16 protein-coding genes and 1 tRNA gene are annotated in these 17,208 nt (G+C 64.8%); 7 read left to right on the top strand and 10 right to left on the bottom strand.

What is annotated here, in order from left to right; genetic code table 11:
• Positions 1-148: 148 nt before the first annotated feature.
• The 5 genes from AC4ELS_RS29870 (at position 149) to AC4ELS_RS29850 (ending at position 4,381) form a co-directional block, all read left to right on the top strand.
• On the top strand, positions 149-772 hold the full coding sequence (locus AC4ELS_RS29870) for a GNAT family N-acetyltransferase (RefSeq protein WP_418010969.1): 624 nt from the start codon (positions 149-151) through the stop codon (positions 770-772).
• Between the two features lie 45 nt (positions 773-817).
• Positions 818-1,117, top strand: a complete 300-nt coding sequence (locus tag AC4ELS_RS29865; RefSeq protein WP_269085837.1) for an acyl carrier protein — start codon at positions 818-820, stop codon at positions 1,115-1,117.
• A complete protein-coding gene (gene mbtM, locus AC4ELS_RS29860; RefSeq protein ID WP_499050562.1) occupies positions 1,114-2,688 on the top strand; it encodes a long-chain-fatty acid--ACP ligase MbtM in 1,575 nt (524 codons plus the stop codon). The genes AC4ELS_RS29865 and mbtM overlap by 4 nt, the downstream gene beginning before the upstream one ends.
• A 78-nt stretch (positions 2,689-2,766) precedes the next feature.
• Positions 2,767-3,417, top strand: coding sequence for a dihydrofolate reductase family protein (locus AC4ELS_RS29855; RefSeq protein WP_499050559.1), 651 nt, complete (start codon positions 2,767-2,769; stop codon positions 3,415-3,417).
• Positions 3,418-3,517: 100 nt separating this feature from the next.
• The gene (locus tag AC4ELS_RS29850) at positions 3,518-4,381 is read left to right on the top strand and encodes an alpha/beta fold hydrolase (protein ID WP_499050557.1); all 864 of its coding nucleotides are present in this window, start codon (positions 3,518-3,520) and stop codon (positions 4,379-4,381) included.
• Between the two features lies 1 nt (position 4,382).
• Here the strand turns inward: AC4ELS_RS29850 and AC4ELS_RS29845 are convergent, their stop codons facing one another.
• The 8 genes from AC4ELS_RS29845 to AC4ELS_RS29810 form a co-directional block, all read right to left on the bottom strand.
• A complete protein-coding gene (locus AC4ELS_RS29845; RefSeq protein ID WP_082941552.1) occupies positions 4,383-4,949 on the bottom strand; it encodes a TetR/AcrR family transcriptional regulator in 567 nt (188 codons plus the stop codon).
• A gap of 22 nt (positions 4,950-4,971) precedes the next feature.
• On the bottom strand, positions 4,972-7,848 hold the full coding sequence (locus tag AC4ELS_RS29840) for an MMPL/RND family transporter (protein WP_498887850.1): 2,877 nt from the start codon (positions 7,846-7,848) through the stop codon (positions 4,972-4,974).
• Positions 7,848-8,288, bottom strand: coding sequence for an MmpS family transport accessory protein (locus tag AC4ELS_RS29835; protein WP_413784897.1), 441 nt, complete (start codon positions 8,286-8,288; stop codon positions 7,848-7,850). Before AC4ELS_RS29835 ends, AC4ELS_RS29840 begins: the two co-directional genes overlap by 1 nt.
• A gap of 306 nt (positions 8,289-8,594) precedes the next feature.
• Positions 8,595-9,554 carry a D-2-hydroxyacid dehydrogenase family protein gene (locus AC4ELS_RS29830; protein ID WP_207549035.1) on the bottom strand — a complete coding sequence of 320 codons (960 nt, stop codon included), beginning with the start codon at positions 9,552-9,554 and terminating at the stop codon, positions 8,595-8,597.
• A gap of 3 nt (positions 9,555-9,557) precedes the next feature.
• Positions 9,558-10,826: an amidohydrolase family protein gene (locus AC4ELS_RS29825; RefSeq protein ID WP_498887844.1), complete on the bottom strand. Its 1,269-nt coding sequence runs from the start codon at positions 10,824-10,826 to the stop codon at positions 9,558-9,560.
• Positions 10,827-10,847: 21 nt separating this feature from the next.
• Positions 10,848-11,621 carry a class II aldolase/adducin family protein gene (locus tag AC4ELS_RS29820; protein WP_499050553.1) on the bottom strand — a complete coding sequence of 258 codons (774 nt, stop codon included), beginning with the start codon at positions 11,619-11,621 and terminating at the stop codon, positions 10,848-10,850.
• On the bottom strand, positions 11,608-13,197 hold the full coding sequence (locus AC4ELS_RS29815) for a class I adenylate-forming enzyme family protein (protein WP_499050551.1): 1,590 nt from the start codon (positions 13,195-13,197) through the stop codon (positions 11,608-11,610). The genes AC4ELS_RS29820 and AC4ELS_RS29815 overlap by 14 nt, the downstream gene beginning before the upstream one ends.
• Before the next feature lie 57 nt (positions 13,198-13,254).
• Positions 13,255-14,037, bottom strand: coding sequence for a FadR/GntR family transcriptional regulator (locus AC4ELS_RS29810; RefSeq protein WP_499050548.1), 783 nt, complete (start codon positions 14,035-14,037; stop codon positions 13,255-13,257).
• A gap of 83 nt (positions 14,038-14,120) precedes the next feature.
• Between AC4ELS_RS29810 and AC4ELS_RS29805 the strand changes: the two genes are divergently transcribed.
• Positions 14,121-14,954 (top strand): MBL fold metallo-hydrolase, encoded by an 834-nt coding sequence (locus AC4ELS_RS29805; protein ID WP_499050546.1) that lies wholly within the window; start codon positions 14,121-14,123, stop codon positions 14,952-14,954.
• Positions 14,955-14,964: 10 nt separating this feature from the next.
• Here the strand turns inward: AC4ELS_RS29805 and AC4ELS_RS29800 are convergent, their stop codons facing one another.
• Both AC4ELS_RS29800 and AC4ELS_RS29795 read right to left on the bottom strand, forming a co-directional pair.
• Entirely contained in the window at positions 14,965-15,453 is a 489-nt protein-coding gene (locus tag AC4ELS_RS29800; protein ID WP_064880434.1) for a universal stress protein, read from the bottom strand.
• A gap of 140 nt (positions 15,454-15,593) precedes the next feature.
• Positions 15,594-15,668, bottom strand: a tRNA-Arg gene (locus AC4ELS_RS29795).
• A 231-nt stretch (positions 15,669-15,899) separates the two neighbouring features.
• Between AC4ELS_RS29795 and AC4ELS_RS29790 the strand changes: the two genes are divergently transcribed.
• Positions 15,900-17,045 (top strand): Fic family protein, encoded by a 1,146-nt coding sequence (locus AC4ELS_RS29790; RefSeq protein WP_418010332.1) that lies wholly within the window; start codon positions 15,900-15,902, stop codon positions 17,043-17,045.
• Positions 17,046-17,208 lie beyond the last annotated feature (163 nt).

Genomic DNA, 17,208 nt, shown 5'->3' with positions numbered 1-17,208 from the left:
CACTGACGTGGCGCCCCCGACCTGCGCCCGAGACAGGGGGATGGGCTTTGACGTGTGATGAAGTGCTGCAGCACAGCGCAACTGGTATTTCATTGACTCGGCCACGGCGAACGGCGTGACCAACGCGTCGCGGCTGGATGACTACCCGGTGCTGCCAAGGGAACTCAAGAATGTTTCCGAGGCGGTGCGGCGCGCACCGGGACCGCCGGTTCCGCGGCTGTTGCCACCGAGCAAGATTCGGGTAGCTACCGGTGACGATGCCGGAATGATCGCAGAGTGGATGAACCGTCCGCACCTGGCGAAGACCTGGGAATATGACTGGCCGGTGCAGCGCTGGCGTAAACATCTGAAAGCCCAACTAGAGGGCGATTATTCACTGCCGCTCGTCCTGAGCATCGGCGGCGTGGCGCGTGGATATCTCGAAATCTATCGTGCTGCCAAGGATTCCATTGCCGACCGATATGATAGTGAACCGCACGATCTCGGCCTGCACGGGGCGATAGCCGACGAAGAGCTTGTCAACCGGGGCCTCGGCCCGATGCTGCTGCCCAAGATTGTCACCAGTGTCCTGGCCGCCGATCCCGATTGTGAGCGGATCATGTTCGACCCTGACCACCGCAACACCACCGTGCGTGGGTTGTGCGAGTTCGCCGGTTGTCGGTTCCTCGGAGAACACGAGATGTCCAACCGCAGGATGGCGCTCTACCAACTTGACCGGGACACTGCCCGCACGCGCTGGCCCGCACCGAGTTTTGTCAAACCGACTGACTGACAGTCGATTCCATCCGAATCTACCGCTCCAGTACGCAAACGAAAGGTGAGGCCGGCCGCTTCGGCCGGCCGGGTATCACACATGACCACTACCGATTCATCCGCATCGACCGCCGTATCCGACGGGCTGGTCTCGATTCTGCGCGACGATCTCGAACTCCCATGTCAAACACTTAGTGCCAGTACGCGTCTCGTCGACGACCTCGGCATGGATTCGGTTTCTTTCGCGGTGGGACTGGTGACCATCGAGGAGAAGTTCGGTGTGCAGCTCAGCGAGGAGGACCTCATCACCTGCAGCACCGTGGGCGATCTGCAGTCGGTGATCGACCAGAGGAGTGCAGCGTGAACCCGCTCGCAGGTGCTCTGCGGGAGGCGATGGTCGGCTCACCGCATGATCTGGTGGTCCTGGATCGCGACACCGATACCTGGCAGCGCCGCCCCTGGCCGGAAGTACACGGGCTCGCCGAGCACATTGCGGCCTACCTGCTGGGCCGTGACCAGCCGGGCGCGGTTGGTCTCGTGGGCGAACCGACGGTGGAATTGATTGCCGCCATACAGGGCTCGTGGCTGGCGGGTTCGGGTGTATCGCTGCTGCCCCGTCCCCAGCGTGGTGCCGAACCGTCCGAGTGGGCACGAGCCACGATGTCCCGGTTCAGCAGCATCGGCGTGACGACGGTGTTCAGTTACGGCACCACCCTGCAGCTGTTGCGGGATGCCGGCTCACCGCTGACCGTGTGCGATGTCGCCGATGCCGCACGGACATCGACATCGGGACAGCTTCGGTATCCCGATAACGCGGAGGTGGCGATCCTGCAGGGCACAGCCGGGTCCACCGGCACGCCGCGGACTGCGATGCTGGCGCCCGAGGCGGTGCTCAACAACATTCTGGCCGTCACGCAGCGATTGTCGTTGAGCCGCAACGATGTCGGATGTTCCTGGCTGCCGGTCTATCACGACATGGGCCTGGCGATGGTGTTGGCGTCGACGATGTCGGGTATGCCGCTGTGGCTGGCGCCCACGGGCGCCTTCTCGGCTGCGCCACTGCGGTGGGCGGAATGGCTGTCCGAATCGTGCGCGACGTTCACCGCCGGACCGAACTTCGGCTACTCGGTACTCGGCCGTTTCGCCAACCGCGTCTCCGACGTCGACCTCGGTGCGGTGCGCATCGCGATCAACGGTGGTGAGCCCGTCGACTGTGCCGGTGTCGATCGGTTTGCCGTCGGAATGAGCAGGTTCGGATTCGACGCGCGAGCCATGGCGCCCGCGTACGGGATGGCCGAGGCAACCTGTGCGGTGACCATTCCCGCGCCCGGGGAAGGCCTGCGCATCAGTGCCCCCGTGGCCCAAGACACCCCTGCCACCGGCCGACGCTACGCGTTGCTGGGGCGTCCGGTGCCGGGCATGGAGATCCGCATCGTCCCGTCTGCGCACGATGAGACCGGCGCGTCTGGCGAGGTCGAGATCCGTGGTTCCTCGATGATGACGTCCTATTTGGGGAACACACCGGTCGATGCCGGGAGCAGCGGCCAGTGGTTCCCGACCGGCGACATCGGCTACCTCGTTGACGGTGCATTGGTGATCTGTGGACGCTCCAAGGAGGTCATCACGATCGCCGGGCGCAACATTTTTCCCACCGAGATCGAACAGGTCGTCGGCGAGGTGGACGGTGTCCGCGAAGGGGCGGTCGTCGCCGTCGGCACGGAATCCGGCGCCGCGCAATCGCGTCTGCTGGTGGCTGCGGAGTTCATCGGGACCGAACAGGACACCACCCGCAGCGCCGTGATCCGGCGCGTGGTGTCCGTGTGCGGTGTCACGCCCGCAGACGTGGTGTTGATGTCACCGGGGTCGTTGCCACGCACCTCGTCGGGGAAACTGCGTCGCCTCGAAGTCCGTCGTCAATTGGAGGCCACGCGGTAGCGTCCGCCGCGTGCGATGAGTTCTACTCTCTTCTCAAGTCCAATCAGCATCCATTGTTGACTGAACGGGAGAGAACGCGTGGCCCAGCTGCTCAAGGTCCAGAACTTCAACGTCTCCGGCGACGGGTTCGGCGCCGGCGAGAACCAGAGTTTCGAGCGACCGTTCGGTCATGCCGAACCGGGCGAGATGTTCGCCTGGGCCGGTGCCACGGCGAGCTGGCCCAACCGGACGGAGCCGGGCGGCAGTCGCGGCCTGGACGACTACCTCACGAGGGACTTCCACCACAACATCGGCGCCGAGATCATGGGCCGCAACAAGTTCAGTCCGTACCGCGGTCCGTGGGAGGATCACGCCGACTGGCAGGGCTGGTGGGGCGGGGAGCCGCCGTTCCACACTCCGGTGTTCGTCATGACCCACTACGAGCGGCCGTCGTTGACCCTGTCCGACACCACCTTCCATTTCGTAGACGCGGATCCGGCGACGGTTCTGGAGCAGGCCCGCAGCGCCGCGCAGGGCAAGGACGTCCGATTGGGCGGGGGAGCGAGCACCATCCGGGAGTTCCTCGACGCCGACCTGATCGACACCCTGCATGTGGCGGTGTCGCCGATCGAGTTGGGCAGCGGGTCGCGGCTGTGGGAGTCGCCCGATGAGCTGAACGACCGGTTCCACCATGACGTGGTGCCGAGCCCCGGCGGCGCGGTCACCCATCATCTGTTCTGGCGGCGGTGACCGCTCAGCGAAGCCGGTAGTCCGAGCAGGTTTCGGCCGGAGGTGTCTGGGTAATGCACTGAGCTGACCGGATACCGACACGGCTGGAGGGATGCTGCCCATGACGGCGATCACCGCATATCGCGGTCTGCTTCGATCGATCGATCTGCACGTCGAGGACACCGGTGGTGACGGACGGCCCGTGGTGTTGATCCATGGCTGGCCGCTCACCGGGGAGTCCTGGGCTCCACAGGTCGAGGCGCTGACAGCCGCCGGCTACCGGGTGATCACCTATGACCGCCGAGGCTTCGGTCGCAGCGACACATCGTTGGTGGGATACACCTACGAATCCCTGTCGGATGACCTGTCGGCATTGATGGAGGAAATGGACCTGCATGATGCGACACTGGTCGGCTTCTCGATGGGTGGGGGAGAAGTGGCCAGTTATTGCGCCCGCAAAGGCACCGCACGGGTCCGCAGCGCGGTGTTTGCGTCGTCGGTGACTCCCTGCATGCTGCATTCTCGCGACAATCCCGCCGGGCCGCTGGGTAAGGCGGAGGCGGCCCAGATGGCGATGTCGCTGACGAAGAATCAGGATGGGTTCTACGACCAGTTGATGACCGATGTCTTCTCGGTCAACGGAGAACTGGTGATCAGCGAGGATCGGCGCCGGGAGACGCTGGCGATGTGTGGCCAGGCCAACAAGCACGCCGCGCTCGCCTGTCTCACCGCCTTCGGCAATACCGACTTCCGCGAGGACCTGCCACGAGTCACGGTGCCCAGTCTGGTGATTCACGGGGATGCCGACACGACTGTGCCGTTCGAGGGGTCCGGGCTACGCACCCACGAGGCGTTGCGCGACAGCCGCCTACACGTCATCGCCGGTGGGCCCCACGGAATCCCGATCAGCCATGCCGGCGAGTTCAACGACGTGCTGCTGGCGTTCCTCGCCGAGGAGTTCGGGGCGCATCGAGGGGTGCGCTGAGTCAGTCGCGGCAACGCACGCCGCGCTCGAAGGTGCGGATGACGGCGGGTGCGGCCGCGTGTTGCGGCATGAGGCCGTCCTTGGAGTCCTGACAGGCCCACATCACCAGACCGTAGAGCGCGTGTTCGAGCCACTGGGTGCTCGACTCCGGATCGAACACGCCCTCGGCCTGGCCGCGTTCGATCAGGCTGGTGAGATATCTGTTGTCCGGCACCGCCTCGGGTGGCAGGCCGCGGAGAACATTCGGGTCGTCGAACAGGAACAGCAGTCGGTTGCCGACGGAGATCATCGCGTTGATGACGCGCCGCATGGCCTCGACCGCGCAGCCGTCCTCAGGTGCGGCAGCGGCCACGGCGTTGGTCACGACCTGTACCGAGTCGACAATCGTCGCGTTGATCAGAGATTCCCGGTCGGGGAAGTAGCGGTGCACGGTGGTGCGGCCGACCCCGGCCGCGTTGGCGATATCGGGCAACGTCGCGGTCCGGTCGTCAGCTAGGACCGCGGCGGCGGCCTCGATGATCGCACCACGGGTGCGCGCCTGGGTGGCCGAGAGCTCGCCTGTGCTCATGCGTCGATGGTATCGACGCGGGTCACGACATTCTCGCCACCGGTATCGGTGTGGTCCGATCGGAGAGAAAACGCGCCGGCCGCTGGCGTATCGGTAGCGGCCACCAGAACCAGCGGCCCAGGATCGCGGCAATTGTGGGAGTCATCAGCGAGCGAACGACAAGGGTGTCGAACAGCAGGCCCAGGCCGATGGTGGTGCCGCCCTGGCCGATCGCGATCAGATCACTGGTGGCCATCGAAGCCATGGTGAAGGCGAACACGAGGCCGGCCGCGGTGACCACGCCACCCGTGGCTCCCATGGCCCGGATGATGCCGGTGTTGATGCCAGCGCTGACCTCTTCCTTCATCCGTGAGACCACCAGCAGGTTGTAGTCGGATCCGACCGCCAGCAGGATGATGACCGAGAACGCCAGCGTCATCCAGTGCAGGTCGATTCCGAGCAGGTACTGCCACACCAGGACCGACAGGCCGAACGATGCTGCCAGAGAAAGGATCACGGTGCCGACGATCACGAATGACGCGATCAGGGCGCGGGTGATCAACAGCATCACGATGAAGATCAACGTGATTGCGCCGCAGGCCGAGATCAGCAGATCCCACTGGGCGCCGACCTGGATGTCCTTGTAGGTGGCCGCGGTGCCGCCGAGGTAGATCTTGGCGTCGGCCAGCGGCGTCGTCTTGATGGCCTCGCGCGCCGTCTTCAGGATCGGGTCGACGTGCGAAATTCCTTCGGAGGTGGCCGGATCCACGTCGTGGGTGATGATGAACTGCGCGGCCTGACCATCCGGCGAGACCATCAGGTCAAGCCCGCGCTTGAAGTCCGGGTTGTCGAACGCCTCGGGCGGCAGGTAGAACGAGTCGTCGTTGCGTGCGTCGTCGAATGCCTGGCCCATCACCGATGCCGTGTCGGTCATCTTGCCGATCTGGTCGACCAGCCCGTTGAACGTGCTGAACATCGTCTTCATGGTGCCCTGCATGGACTTCGAGATGGCGATCATCGGTGGTAGCTGCGCCACCAGCTGAGGCATCAGCTGGTCCATCTCGTTCATGTTCTTCACCGATTCCGAGAGGGTCTCGGTCATGGTGTCGATGCCGTCGAGCCCGTCGAACAGTGAGCGCATGGATTGGCACATCGGGATGTCGTAGCAGTGCGGTTCCCAGTACAGGTAGTTCCGCATCGGCCGCATGAAATCATCGAAATCAGCCATGTGATCCCGCATTTCGTTGGTGCTGGCCTGCATGTCGTTCATGCTCGCGGTGAGTTCGTGGGTGATACCGGTCATCCGGTTCATCAGACCCAGCATGTTCTCCATGATCACGATCATCCGGCCGAGATCATCGGTCAGCGTGTTCATGTCGCCCATGCGCTCGCGGAGGAACTGCAGGTTCTCGGTCATCGACACCGATTGCATGCTCACCTGGAAGGGCACCGAGCTGTGCGCGATGGGACGGCCCAGCGGCCGGGTGATGCTCTGCACGCGGGCGACGCCGGGTACGCGGATCAGCTCACGGGCGATCTTGTCCAGCACGATCATGTCGGCTGGGTTGCGCAGGTCCCGTCCCGCATCGACGAGCAGCAGATCTGGATTCATCCGGGCAGCCGTGAAATGGCGTTCCGCGGCGGCATATCCGACGTTGGACGGCAGATCCTTGGGGATGTAGAGCCGCTCGTTGTAGGACGTCTTGTAGCCGGGCAGCGCCAGCAGCCCGACGAGCGCCACGGCGATGGCGGCGGCGAGGATCGGCACCGGCCAGCGCACCACCGAGGTGCCGAGCCTGCGCCAACCCCGCGAGCGGATCTCGCGCTTGGCGTCGAGCAAGCCGAACCGGCTACCGACCACCAGCATCGCCGGCGCGAGCGTGAGAGAAGCCAGCACCACCACGGACATGCCGATGGCGCTGGGGACACCCATGGAGCTGAAGTAGTTCAAGCGGGTGAAGTGCAGGCAGAGCATGGCGCCGGCAACGGTGAGACCGGAACCGAGGATGACATGGCCGACACCGTGAAATGCCGTGTAATAGGCATTTTCTCGCTCTTGGCCCTTTTGTCTGGCCTCCTGATAACGGCCGACGAGGAAGATGGCGTAGTCGGTTCCCGCCGCGATGGCCAACGAGGTCAGCAAGCTCACCGAGAACGTCGACAAACCGAGCATCCCGGCGTGGCCGATCGCGGCCACCACACCACGCGCGGCGGACATCTCCAACAGCACCACGATCAGCATCAGCAGCATGGTGGCGAACGACCGGTAGACGACGATCAGCATCACCGCGATCACTGCGATGGTGACGAAGGTGATCTTGACCATGCTCTTGTCGCCGGCCTCGTTCATGTCCGTGGTGAGCGGACCTTGGCCGGTGACATAGGCTTTCACCCCCGCAGGCGGGTGCGAGTCGTCGATGATCTTGCGTACTGCAGCCACCGATTCGTTGGCCAGCGTCTCACCCTGGTTGCCGGCGAGGTTGACCTGGACGTAGGCGGCCTTGCCGTCGGTGCTCTGCGAGCCGGCAGCGGTGATCAGGTCGCCCCAGTAGTTCTGTACGTGCTGAACGTGTTCGGTATCGGCCTGAAGCGTGCGGACCAGCTCATCGTAGTAGTGATGGGCTTCGGTGCCCAGCGGCTGGTCGCCCTCCAGCACCACCATCGCGATGGTGTCCGAGTCGAATTGGTCGAAGCGCTCGCCGATCTTCTTCATCGCCACCAACGCCGGTGCGTCCTGTGGCGAAAGCGACACGGCGTGCTCGTGTCCGACGACCTCGAGCTGGGGGACCAGTGCGTTCAGGACGACGACGAGGATGATCCACGCCAGGATGATGGGGATCGCAGCCACGCGGATGACGCGGGCGACTCCCTTGTGGTTGGTGTCCTTGAGTTCGGAGCCGTTGTGCTCGTGGTTGCCCATCAGGCGGCCTTGTCCAGGCAGAAGGCCTGCGCGTCATGCTGGTTCACGGTCTGCTCGTCTCGGACTTCGCCGTTGACGACGATCCGGCAGCTGATCACTTCGCTATCTCCTTGGGCAACGACATTGGCGAACACCGTCGGCAGGGTGGTGACAACCTCGTGTCGCCATGGCAGCGACGTGAAGCTCTCGGTGTGCGGCTGGGCGTCGGCGTCGAGGTAGCTGACATGACCGCTGGTGCCGCTGGGCCCCTCGATCTCATAGACGACGCGCTTGGGGTTGAACTCGACGATGTCGTCCCCGGCCGACTGGCCCGGATCGGTGTTGATGTGGGTCCCGAAGATGCCGTGCATCCGGTTCATCGCGAAGCCGCTGACGGCAAGCGCCGCCACCAACACCAAAGGAATCCAGAAGCGTTTGGCGAGCCGAAACAGCGTAGCCACGGCAAAATCCACCTCTCCGGTTCGGCGCATGCCGACGGAAAACCCCATCCGACCGCGTTTGATCGGCTGAACGTAACAGGCCCTTAGTGGATCGACAACGTTCCATTAAGGAATGTTGATCTTCCTCACAGTTACTTCCCAAACGGAATTTTTAGCTCCCCGCGAGTCAGTGTGCAGCGCACACGGCCACTGGGATCTGGCTCCAGCGAACAAGTTTGGGCATCGAAGTCTGCGGCCCCGGGAACACGTCGACACTGTTCGCGGTTTGCCACCGCAATCGAGAGCCGCCTCGGACCTGTGCTACCCCTACGCGGTGACCAGGCGCACCGGTGCGCCGGCACAGTAGGCGGCGATGTCCTCGACGATGTCGCGGTAGAAGATGGACATGACGGTCTGGGTGACGTAGCCGAGGTGCGGTGTCAGCAGCGTGTTGGGCAGGGATGCCAGTGGGTTGCCCGCCGGCAGTGGCTCGTGCTGGTAGACGTCGAGCGCCGCACCGCGAATCTGGTTGCTGCGCAGGGCTTCGACGAGGGCCGGCTCATCGATGAGGCCGCCTCGCGAGGTGTTCACCAGGATCGCCGTCGGCTTCATCGCGGCCAGCTCGGCGCTGCCCACCAGTCCACGCGTCGAATCGGCCAGCACCATGTGCAGCGACACTACGTCGGCGCCGGTGAACAGGGTGTCGCGATCCACCCGCGCGACACCGGCCTTGGCGGCGCGCTCGTCGGTGAGGTTGGGGCTCCATGCGATGACGTCCATGCCGAAGGCCTTGCCGATCGCGGCGACCCGGCTGCCGATCCGGCCCACCCCGACCAGGCCGAGGGTGGCCCCGTGCAGGTCGGTGCCGATGGTGCTCTGCCACCGCCCGTCACGGATGCGCTGATCCTCGGTGGTCAGGTGGCGCTGCAGCCCCAGGATCAGCGCCCAGGTGTGTTCGACGGTCGGAGTGACGGCACCGCCGGTGCCCGAGACGGTGATGCCGAGGCGCTGTGCCGCGGCGACGTCGATGGCGGCGTTGAAGGGCCCGGTCGTCACGAGCAGTTTCAGCGCGGGCAGCTCGGCGAGCAGTGCTCCGTCGAGCGGGGTGCGTTCCCGCATCGCGACGACGACCTCGTGTCCGGCCAGGGTCTCGACCAGTGCCGGACCGGGTGCGATGTGTTCCCTGAGGGCGGTGATCTGCACGGGACCAGGTATCGGTGACCAGTCGACGGTGTCGGCGATGCCCTGGTAGTCGTCGAGGACGGCGACGCGCAGCGGTTCGGTCATGGATCAGTAGGCGTTCGGATCGTTCTGCACGGCCGACGGCACCGGATGCTGGTAGAGCTGGGAGGCGTTCTCCCAGGTGATCTTCCGGATCACCTCGGCGGGCAGGCCCTGGATCTGTTCGTGGATGATGCGTTGGGTGTGTGGCCAGGTTGAATCACAGTGCGGGTAGTCGGCTTCGAGCAGGATGTTGCCGGTGCCGATCCGTTCGTGCTGGATGAACGACGACTGGTCCTCGACCGCGCAGAACCAGAAGTTCCTGGTGAACACCTCGGCGGGGGAGAGGGTTTCGCCCAGCGCTTTCCATGTTCCGTACATCTGGTGGTAGCTGAGCATGTGGTCGAGCCGGTCGAGTAGCCCTGCGACCCAGCCGATTCCGCCCTCCGACAGGCAGATCTTGAGATCGGGGTACCGGCTGGGCAGACCTGAGTACAACCAGTCCACCGCGGCGGTGATGGCGTAGGCGAAGAACAGCACACCCTGCACGTCCGGTGGGGCGTCGTCGGTGGTGGACGGCGCCGAACCGGAGGAGCCGATGTGCAGGTTGACCACGGTGCCCGTCTCGGCGCACGCCGCCATCATCGGTTCCCAGTACCCGGAGTGGATGGTCGGCAGGCCGAGCATGGCTGGGTTCTCGCTGAAGGTCACGGCGTGGAAGCCGCGTTCGGCGTTCTCGTAGATCATCTGCGCGCCGACCTCGGGGTCGAGCAGCCACGGTAGCTGGCACGGGATGATCCGCTCGGGATATGCCCCCGCCCACGCTTCGAGGTGCCAGTCGTTCCAGGCCCGCACGGCCGCCATCGCCAGGTCCCGGTCCTTGGTCACCTGCTGCAGCCGTTGGCCGGCGAACCCGGGCAGGAACGACGGGAAGTTGAGCGAGGCGTACACGCCGTTGAGGTCCATGTCCCTGACGCGTTCGTGAATGTCCCAGGCGCCGCGGCGCATCTCGTCGAAACGGGCGGGCTCGAAACCGTATTCGTCCACGGGCCGTCCTACAACGGCGTTGAATCCCACGTTGGGCAGCGACTGCCCGTCGTACATCCAGGTCTGCCCCCCGTTCTCGGTATCGACCACCTTCGGGGCACGGTCGGCGAACTTGCGGGGCACGCGGCCGGTGAAGGTGTCGGGCGGCTCGACGATGTGATCGTCGACCGAGATCACGGTGTAGAGGCGTTCGGCCCGTTCGGGTTCCGGAAGAAATGTGACCGTGCGCTCGGCACCCTTCTGGGCGGTGGTGAAGTCGAGATTGCCTGCGAGTTCGTCGATGGACTTCATGGGCTGAATCTCCTTGCTGCCTCAGGTCAGGACTTCTGGGTCGGCCTTGATGGTCATGCGGGCCGCTCCAGCCCAGTACACGTCGGCGGCCCGCTCGATGAGCGAGGCCTGCATGCCGTACATGTCGGAGCGATTCATCGCGGTGGGCTGGCGGCCGGTCAGCATCACCTGGTAGGCCAGCTTGCACACCCGATCGATCGATGCGGCCCGGTACACCGCCTCGGCCACGGTGCCTCCCGTGGTGATGACGCCGTGGTTGGCCAGGATGGTGAGGTTGGCCGCGCCGATCCGCTCGGCGAGTTCACTGGCCCGCGGTGCCGAATCGACCTCACCGTCATAGGTTTCGACCAGACACATGTCGTCGAGGAACAGCGAGCCGGTCTGGTGCACCAGGTCCGGCAGCTTGCCCAAAGCGGCGATGAGGCTCACGTAATAGGGATGGTTGTGGATGACGACGCGGGCGTCGTCGCGTCTGCGGTGCAGTTCGGTGTGGATGTGGATGGCCGGGGTGACATCCCAGCGTCCCCGCACCACGTGCGCGTCCTCGTCGACGACGCAGATGTCGGATGCGGTGAGCTCCTGCCACCATAGGCCCCATGGATTGACCAGCATCTCGGTGCGCTCTTCGGGCTGCCAGGTGATGTGGCCTGCCATGTTCTCGGCGAATCCGATGCCGGCAAGGTGCCGGAACGCCACGGCCAGCGTCTGCTTCTCGGTCAGGTCGACCCCGATCGGCGGGGTCACCGACGGAGACCATACTTTCAGCCCGCCCTCGCGCATCTCACCGACGCTCATAGCCGTCTCCCAACCGCGTCCGGATATCTTCGCGGAGTTGTCCTTTGGCGATCTTTCCGCCCGATGACCGGGGCAGCTCATCGAGCACGATGAGCTGCTCGGGAAGCAGTTCCTTCGACATGCCCTCGGCCAGGAGGTACTCGACGAGTCCAGGGAGATCGATCGCCTGCCCATTGGCAGGTTCTACGTAGATGCAGACCTTCTCGCCGAAGACCGGGTCGGGCATGGCCACCGCGGCTGCGACTGCCACGGCCGGATGCGTCGTCACCGCATCCTCGACCTCACCCGCACTGATGTTCTTGCCGCCGCGCACGATGAAATCCGAGGTGCGGCCGGTGACCGACAGATAGCCTTCGGCGTCGACCTCACAGACGTCGCCCATCCGCATCCAGCCGTCCGGGGTGTAGAGCTTGTCGTGGTCCACCCCGCCCAGATAACCGAGGCTGGTGGCCGGTCCGCGGCACGCCGGTTGCCCACGCCCGGTCGAGGTCACGTCGTCGTCGCCGTCGAACAGGCGCACCGCCATCTCGGGCACCAGTCGGCCGGCGGTGCGCAGCCTGCGTTCCCGGGAATCCTGCAGTGTCGTCCCGCTGAGCAGACCGGTTTCGTTGGAGCCGTAGAACTGCAGGATGGTGGCGCCGGTGAGTTCCTCGAAGTCGGCGGCGCGCCGGTACGGCAGTGCCTCGCCGCCGGTGAAGACCACGCGCAGCGAGCTCAGGTCGTTCTCTCGGGCTGCCGGGTCGGCCATGATCATCATCAATTGGGTACTGACACAGCACAACACGCTGACCCGGTGGCGTGCGATCGCCTCACACGCGGCCTTCGCGTCGAACTTTTCCAGCAGGATCGTGGTGGCGCCGAGGTAGATCGGGGTGGTGTGGGCGGTCCAGATGCCGAACCCGAACGGTGCCGGGATGACGGGCAGAAAGATGTCATCCGATGTCAGGGCGCCGTTGGCGACCGCCTGCTGGTGGAAGTAGTGCCACCGGTTCTGGGTGTGCACAACGCATTTGGGTAGGCCCGTGGTGCCCGAGGTGGAGTTGATCAGGAATACGTCGTCGGCGCCGACACCCGCGGCGGGTGGTCGAGGTGGGGTGTCGGTGTCGAGGGACAAACCGTCCAACACCAGCGCGCTGATCTCATCGGTCAGTCCGGACACGGTGCTTTGCGCCGACGCGTGCCGCCTTGCGTCACTGATCAGCAGACGCGGCTCGGTGGTCCGCAGGATCTGGGTGGCCTCGCGGGTCCCGGCGCGGGCGCCGATCCCCACGACGACCGCGCCGCACCGTTCGATCGCCACGAACAACACATGGATGGCTGTGGTGTCGCCATGCCAGACCGCGACGCGATCACCGAGCGTGACACCAAGGCCGGCCAGCTGGGCAGCGAGTAGCGATGCGGCACGGTCGAATTCGCGCCAGGTGAACGTGGTGTTGGGGTAGTCGACATAGGCCGGCTTGTCAGGTTGGGCCAGGGCGTGTTCGCGCACGGTCTGCGAGAGTGTGCGGTCCGACCACCAACCGGCTGTGCGGTAGTGGGCTGCGTCGGCAGCATGGGCGGCGTCGCCAGCCTTCATCACCAAATCATATGAAAATAAGACCCTCTGTCAACGGTCGCATCGAGGCGCCCCCGTTCACGGTCGCCGTGGGCTCGACTGTGCCCAGCTGCGCACCATGGTCGGGTCGACGATGCCGTCGACGCCGGGGTACTGCTGGGCACTGACCAGATGCGCCGCGGCAAGATCGCGGGCCCGTTGGGCGTCGCCCATGTCGATCGCGTCGATCACCTGCCGGTGATCTTCCAGGACCGCTCTGCGTTCCTCGACCGGCACGGTCGAGTGATCCGTCACCTGGGCCGACCAGTTTTGCTCGTGGGCGGACCACAATGCCTCCAGCGCGCCGGCGAGGATGATCATCGTCTCGTTGCCGCAGTGGCGCACCAGCGCCTCGTGATACCGCCGACTTGCCGAGGTGGCCTGCAGCAGATCCGATACGGACCGGACCGATTCTTCGTGTAGCTCACGCAGAATCGGGACGACGGTGCGTTTGCGGTCGGCGCGCTGGGCGCAGAGTGCGGCGCAGGCCGGCTCGACCTGCAGCAGCGCGGTACCCACGTCGGCGAGTCCGACCTGCCCGGCGCCCAGCACCAGTCCCATGGTGTAGGCGAGGTTTGCGGAATCGGGTCGGTGAACCACTGCGCCGCCGAGCTTGCCGCGTCGTACCGTCAGCAGCCCCTCGGCCTCGAGGATGCGCATCGCCTCGCGCAGGGACGGCTTGCTGACCGGGTACTCGACAAGAAGTTCGTCCTCCTTGGGCAGGATGCTGCCGTCGGCGAGTTCCCCGGTGAGGATCTGGCGCCGCAACTGGTCGGCGACCTGTTCGGCGAGTCGCTGGAACCGGACGTTTGGCTGCGCCACGCATCCGAGTGTGCCAGATGGCCGACGGTTCAGGAGGTCACGCCGAGCCTTGTATCCAAATGATTTGTCTCATACGGTGAGCCATGCAGAAGTGGACCATCGGCACGCTGACAGTTCATTCCGTCCTGGAGACGGTGGTGCCGACCCGGCCTGACCGGGTGTTTCGCGGGCTGCCGTCGGAGCTTCCGCGCTGGTTGTATCCGCACTACGTCGATGACGCCGGCAATCTGCTGGTGGCCATCCAGTCGTTCTTCATCGAATCCGGTGATGATCTCGTCGTGGTCGACTGCTGCTTCGGCGAAGGGCACGACCTGCCGTACCAAATCCCCATGGACCCCGACCAGTACCGACAGTCGCTGGCCGCAGCAGGATTCACCCCCGACGACGTGACCACCGTCGTCTGCACCCATCTGCACCTCGACCATGCCGGACGCCACACGACCCGGCGCGACGGCGCCTGGGTCCCCACTTATCCGAACGCAACCTACCTGCTCACCGCCGACGAGTACACGTCGTGGCGGCAGTCCTCGGCGCCGAACCGCGCGGCCGACGAGACCGTCGAACCGCTTGTCGCACACGATGTTCTGCGGCTCACCGAGATGGACCACGTGATCACCGACGAGATCCGGCTGATCGCGACGCCCGGTCACACACCGGGGCACACCGCGGTGCGGCTCGAGTCCGGCGGCGAGGTGGCGGTGATCAGCGGGGATGTCATTCACCATCCACTGCAGATCACCCATCCGGACGTACAGGCGCTGCCCGACGACGATCCGGACGCGGCTGCGGTGACCCGCGCCCGGCTGCTGCAGAGCGTCGCCGACGAACAGGCTCTGCTGCTCGGCACCCACTTCGCCGCCCCGACCGCAGGCACCGTCGTCGCCGATGACGACCAGCTGATGTGGGTGGCGATGTAGGCGACGCGTCCTAGGTCGCGGTGTGGACGATGAGGATGTCGATCTTCACTCGACGGGCGATGGTCGCGGGCACCGAACCCAACAGGCGCCCGGCGACCGAGTCCAGCCCGATGTCACCGACGACGATCAGATCCGCGTCGACCTCTTTGGCGAGTTTCACCAGGGCATCGACCGGGGCACCTTCGACCGCCCGCTCGACGATATCCCCGGCACCGGCGGCCTTCGCCCGGTCGCGCGCCACCTGGAGGATCTCGTAGACCGGGGCAGCGCCGTGCATCCGGTAGCCCTCGCTCTTGAGGCTGTCTTCCGCACGGGTATCGACCACATGATCGGGCGACGGTGGTCGCGACCAGCCGCCCTTTTCGGCCACGGGTTGATGAGCGCTCGCGATGATCAGTTTCGCGTTCTCCTGCGCGGCGATCTCGGCGGCGCGGTGGACCGCGCGTAGCGACGAGTCGGAGCCGTCGGTCCCGACAACGATCGTCCGATAGGTGCTCATGTTGTCTCCGAACTGTCGGGTACCAGGACAGACAGACCTTAATGCACGTCAATCTTCAGCTTGTGGAGATTGGGCTTCGTGCCGCGTCAAGGATCAACCGACACAGGTGTGAAGCATCGCCCGACGTCTGACACGGAAAGCGCCCTCGGCAGGAATCGAACCTGCGACCGAGGGATTAGGAATCGGCTCCTGGCTGTTTCCAGCCTCAAGCTGGCCGAATCCGGTCGATTCGTGGTCGTAAGCGGCGAATAAGCAGCACGCGAACGTCGCCACCTACGACGCTTCCATGGCTGCAGCGATACGTTGCGGGCTGACGGGTGAGGGCCACGCGAAGTGATAACAAAGATCTCCTTATTATCAGTTAATAATCTAAGTGATGATACTCTGATCGGGTGTCATCACATGGCGCTACAACCGCCGTCGGGTACGAGACCCTGACATGGGGTATGCCGACCGAGGCTGGATACGGGCGCCAGAATGTGCGGGCAGCGCTGCGGCAGTCTGGTGATTACCAGGCAGCGATTCCTGCCGAGGTCGAAAATCTTGAAGTCTCCCTTCCCTCTCGCATCCTTGCCGATGCAGAGGAGGCCAGCCAGGAGATCGCCCGCTTCGACGCGGAACTCGGTGACGAGATTGCACCCTTCGCCTCGGTGCTGCTCCGGTCAGAATCGGCTGCCAGCTCCAAGATCGAGAATCTGACCGCTTCAGCGCGCGCCATCGCCGAAGCCGAGACTCTCGGACATTCCCGCCGTCGCAATGCCTCGGTGATCGTCGCAAACACCGAGGCCATGCAGGCCGCCGTCGCACTAGCCGATCGCATCGACGGTACCGCCATCCTTGCGATGCATGCTGCGCTAATGAACGCCAGCAATCCGGACATCGCCGGCAGGTGGCGAACCGAGCAGGTATGGATTGGTGGCGGCGACTTCGGTCCGCGTGGCGCAGACTTCATCGCACCGCAGCACAGTCGGGTCCCAGGCGCCATCGACGACTTGATCCGGTTCGCCGGGCGCGACGATATCCCCGTTCTTCCTCAGATCGCTATCGCGCACGCGCAGTTCGAGACTATTCACCCGTTTCCGGACGGAAATGGCCGCACCGGCAGAGCGCTCATCCAGGCGATGTTGCGCAACAAGCGGCTGACTCGTCAGGTCACGGTCCCAGTCTCGGCGGGCCTGCTTACTGATACCGATTCCTATTTCCAAGCGCTGACCGCATACCGCGAGGGTGACCCTACCCCGATCGTCGAAAGGCTCTCTGCTGCATCGATACTCGCAGTCGACAACGGCCGCCACCTCGTGAGCGACTTACGAACCATCAGGGAATTCTGGGCATCCAAAATCACCGCTCGCCGGGATTCCGCTGTACACCGTATTGCCGACCTGCTGATCAAACGTCCTGTCATCAACGCAAAACTATTGACCCGTGAACTGAACATCCCGATGAGCAACGTCTACCGCTATCTGGACCCATTGATCAAGGCAGGGATCATCGTCGAATTCACAGACCAGTCGCGAAATCGCGCCTGGCGCGCACCTGAAGTGCTTGCTGCGCTTGATGCTTTCGCCGAACGCGCCGGGCGGCGAAGCTGAGTTCAGCTTGCCGCCACCGTCGGGCGGAGCCCACAGGCCCATCCCGGCAGCCGGAGATTGGGCGGGGGCGGTTGCCAAAGTCTGCGATCTACTCGACGCGGTTGTTGACATCGGCTGACTGTTGATCCGGCCACGACCCAGCGGGAGGCTCAACTCACAGGCG

It is taken from the genome of Mycobacterium shunyiense (assembly GCF_058270035.1).
The sequence above is the reverse complement of the archived record's forward strand: the minus strand, read 5'-3'. Positions and strand labels throughout refer to the sequence as shown.

Excerpts from the sequence above, each read along its gene's own strand:
- AC4ELS_RS29850 (WP_499050557.1), top strand. The coding sequence starts at position 3,518 with ATGACGGCGATCACCGCATATCGCGGTCTGCTTCGATCGATCGATCTG.
- AC4ELS_RS29845 (WP_082941552.1), bottom strand. The coding sequence starts at position 4,949 with ATGAGCACAGGCGAGCTCTCGGCCACCCAGGCGCGCACCCGTGGTGCG.
- AC4ELS_RS29840 (WP_498887850.1), bottom strand. The coding sequence starts at position 7,848 with ATGGGCAACCACGAGCACAACGGCTCCGAACTCAAGGACACCAACCAC.
- AC4ELS_RS29830 (WP_207549035.1), bottom strand. The coding sequence starts at position 9,554 with ATGACCGAACCGCTGCGCGTCGCCGTCCTCGACGACTACCAGGGCATC.
- AC4ELS_RS29825 (WP_498887844.1), bottom strand. The coding sequence starts at position 10,826 with ATGAAGTCCATCGACGAACTCGCAGGCAATCTCGACTTCACCACCGCC.
- AC4ELS_RS29820 (WP_499050553.1), bottom strand. The coding sequence starts at position 11,621 with ATGAGCGTCGGTGAGATGCGCGAGGGCGGGCTGAAAGTATGGTCTCCG.
- AC4ELS_RS29815 (WP_499050551.1), bottom strand. The coding sequence starts at position 13,197 with ATGAAGGCTGGCGACGCCGCCCATGCTGCCGACGCAGCCCACTACCGC.
- AC4ELS_RS29805 (WP_499050546.1), top strand. The coding sequence starts at position 14,121 with ATGCAGAAGTGGACCATCGGCACGCTGACAGTTCATTCCGTCCTGGAG.
- AC4ELS_RS29800 (WP_064880434.1), bottom strand. The coding sequence starts at position 15,453 with ATGAGCACCTATCGGACGATCGTTGTCGGGACCGACGGCTCCGACTCG.
- AC4ELS_RS29790 (WP_418010332.1), top strand. The coding sequence starts at position 15,900 with ATGCCGACCGAGGCTGGATACGGGCGCCAGAATGTGCGGGCAGCGCTG.